Below are 2,790 nucleotides of genomic sequence, written 5' to 3'. Positions count from 1 at the left end.
GCCGATCAGCAGCGGACGGCGCCGCGGGAGTGGTTTGGGTGATGACGGCGAAGTAAGGGGTCGGGAGTAAGGAGGAGTACGGGGTACGAACATCTCCCTTCTCCATACCCCCTTGTCCTTACTCAGCGTGTCCCAAACAACCGGTCGCCGGCGTCGCCGAGTCCGGGCAGAATGTAGCCGTGTTCGTTGAGTTGTCGGTCGAGGGCGGCGGTGAGGATTGGCACATCGGGGTGTTCGCGGGCCAGTCGCTCCACGCCTTCCGGTGCCGCCACGAGACAGAGGAAGCGAATGCGTGATGCGCCCGCGCGCTTGAGTGACGACACCGCGGCGGTGGCGCTGCCGCCGGTGGCCAGCATCGGGTCGAGCAGCAGGAATTCCCGCTCGCTGACATCGCCGGGGACCTTGAAGTAGTAGTCCACCGGTTCGAGCGTATCGTGATCGCGATAGAGGCCGATGTGTCCCACACGGGCCGACGGCATGAGGCGCAGAATGCCCTCCACCATGCCCAGTCCAGCGCGCAGAATGGGGACGAGTGTGAGCTTCTTGCCACGCACGGCCCATCCCGATGTGGTCTCGAGTGGAGTGTTCACCGGCACCGGGTCCAACGCCAGATCGCGTGTGGCCTCATAGGCCATCAGCATGGCGATCTCGTCGACCAACTCTTTGAACTGCTTGGTCGGCGTTGCGCGGTCGCGCAGGAGCGTGATCTTGTGGCGGACCAACGGGTGGTCCACGATGCTGAGCGTGGGGAAGGTTCGCGGCGTAGTGGACATGGCGTCGAAAGTAGCCGCTCCCGGCGGCCTCCGGATAGTGCGTCCGGGTGTCCGTCATCGGGTACGCCAGATCGGCGTTAGCTTTCCCCCATGAGCACTGCCCCCGACCATTCCGCTCCGGTTGCGACGCCAATGCAGCGCGTCGCCGTGTACTGCGCCTCGAATGATGGTGCGCGTCCCGAATATCTGGAGAGCGCGAAGGCCCTCGGCACGGCGATGGCGCAGCAAGGACTCACCGTGGTGTATGGCGGCGGTCGCGTGGGCTTGATGGGTGCACTGGCCGACGCCGCGCTCGCTGCTGGCGGCGAGGTGATTGGTGTGATGCCGCACGGACTCGTGCAACGGGAAGTGGCGCATCATCGACTGACGGCGCTTCGTGTCGTGGACTCCATGCACGAGCGTAAAGCCATGATCGCGGAATTGGCCGATGCGTACATCACGTTGCCAGGCGGACTGGGCACACTCGAAGAGCTGTTCGAGACGTGGACATGGGCCCAGCTGGGGGTGCATCGAAAGCCGATCGGACTGCTCGATGTGTGCGGCTATTGGACTCCGTTGCTGGCCTTGCTGGAACACGTAGACGCCGAGGGATTCCTGCGCGGCAACCCACGCGACTGGCTCGTGGTCGACCACGACGTGGCATCGATGCTGTCTCGACTGCAGAGCTTTCACGCACCGATAGTGCGTCGCTGGATCCGACTCGGCGAAACCTGAACGGTTGTGGCGCATTCCGTGAATCGGAAAACCAGTTCGCGCTCCCCTCGGGCGCCCATGCGAACGGCAGTACGCAACTTGTCCCTGTTCAGACGGTGTGTGCGCCCATATGATTGGTGGCCGCGCGTTTAGCGCGGCCACCGTCGCGGAATCGACGAGAGAAATGAATGGGACTCTGCGAGGTGTTGATGGGACGATTTGTTTTGTCGGAACGTGTCCTTCCATTGGTCGCAGAGCGGTTCAAGGTGCTGTCTGAACCTGCGCGACTTTCCCTCTTGGGGGCATTACAGCAGGGAGAGCAGACGGTCAACGAACTGGTCTCCGGCACTGGACTCGGACAGGCGAACGCGTCCAAACACCTGCAGGTCCTTCATGCACATGGGTTCGTCAAGCGGCGCAAAGATGGGCTTTTCGTGCACTATGCGCTTGCCGACCGACAGATCATGAGGTTGTGTGAACTGATGTCGAGCCGCGTCAACGAGCCAACCACGGGAGCCGGTCGCGGGCAGCGGCCGATGATGATGGGCCGTGGCGGTGATTCCGACGAAGTGGGGTAAGCGTACCGCTGGGTTCGGTACGTTGCAGGTGACGTTCTCACCTCAGGAGCAAGGGCTTATGCAGATCGAGTTCTCCGGTGCCGCTCAGGAAGTCACCGGCTCCTGCCATATCGTACGCGTGGGCCAGCGCACCGTGCTGCTCGACTGCGGGTTGTTTCAGGGCAAGCGCAGCGAAAGCCACGCGAAGAATGCCAGGCTCCCGCTGCCCATCGACGAAATCGACGCCGTGGTGCTCTCGCACGCCCACATCGACCATGCCGGCCGCCTGCCGTTTCTGACCGCCCAGGGCTACAAGAACACCATCTGGGCCACCTCGGCCACGCGAGATCTCTGCGCGCTGATGCTCGCCGACTCGGCGCATATCCAGGAAAAGGATGCCGACTTTCTGGAGCGGCATGGACGTCCGCATGCCGAGCCGCTTTATCGTGTGGAGGATGCCACCCGCACACTCGAACAGATGATCGGCATGCCGTATCACAAATGGTTCGATGTCACTGACGGCGTGCGCGCGATGTACACCGAGGCTGGACACATCCTCGGCAGCGCCTCAGTCGTGTTGGAGCTGCGCGAGGGTGACGAATTCCGGCGTGTGGTGTTCTCCGGCGATGTGGGGCGCAATGATCTGCCCATCATCCGCAACCCCGAGCCACCCACCGGAGGCGCGCACGTGATTCTGTGCGAAAGCACCTACGGCAATCGCGATCATGAATCGGTGGAGGGGGCGCGCGAGGAGCTGGGGCGCGTGG

Annotated in this window: 4 protein-coding genes; 3 read left to right on the top strand and 1 reads right to left on the bottom strand. The window is 63.2% G+C overall.

Going from position 1 to position 2,790, the window contains the following annotated elements; genetic code table 11:
• Positions 1-122 precede the first annotated feature (122 nt).
• Positions 123-773: a uracil phosphoribosyltransferase gene (upp, locus tag ACIRA7_RS16465; RefSeq protein WP_396221916.1), complete on the bottom strand. Its 651-nt coding sequence runs from the start codon at positions 771-773 to the stop codon at positions 123-125.
• Positions 774-863: 90 nt separating this feature from the next.
• Between upp and ACIRA7_RS16460 the strand changes: the two genes are divergently transcribed.
• From ACIRA7_RS16460 to ACIRA7_RS16450, 3 genes are all read left to right on the top strand, one after another.
• Positions 864-1,487: a TIGR00730 family Rossman fold protein gene (locus tag ACIRA7_RS16460; protein ID WP_396221915.1), complete on the top strand. Its 624-nt coding sequence runs from the start codon at positions 864-866 to the stop codon at positions 1,485-1,487.
• Between the two features lie 188 nt (positions 1,488-1,675).
• Positions 1,676-2,044, top strand: coding sequence for an ArsR/SmtB family transcription factor (locus tag ACIRA7_RS16455; protein ID WP_396221914.1), 369 nt, complete (start codon positions 1,676-1,678; stop codon positions 2,042-2,044).
• Positions 2,016-2,790, top strand: a 775-nt coding sequence (locus tag ACIRA7_RS16450) for an MBL fold metallo-hydrolase (protein ID WP_396221913.1), incomplete at its 3' end; no start/stop codon positions are given. The genes ACIRA7_RS16455 and ACIRA7_RS16450, both read left to right, overlap by 29 nt.

It is taken from the genome of Gemmatimonas sp. (assembly GCF_044376735.1).
GTDB lineage: Bacteria > Gemmatimonadota > Gemmatimonadetes > Gemmatimonadales > Gemmatimonadaceae > Gemmatimonas.
Note: the sequence above shows the minus strand (reverse complement) of the source record. Positions and strands in the feature narration are given on the sequence as shown.

What these genes read in the sequence shown, in the direction of transcription:
- upp (WP_396221916.1), bottom strand. Translation starts at nt 773, where the DNA reads ATGTCCACTACGCCGCGAACCTTCCCCACGCTCAGCATCGTGGACCAC.
- ACIRA7_RS16460 (WP_396221915.1), top strand. Translation starts at nt 864, where the DNA reads ATGAGCACTGCCCCCGACCATTCCGCTCCGGTTGCGACGCCAATGCAG.
- ACIRA7_RS16455 (WP_396221914.1), top strand. Translation starts at nt 1,676, where the DNA reads ATGGGACGATTTGTTTTGTCGGAACGTGTCCTTCCATTGGTCGCAGAG.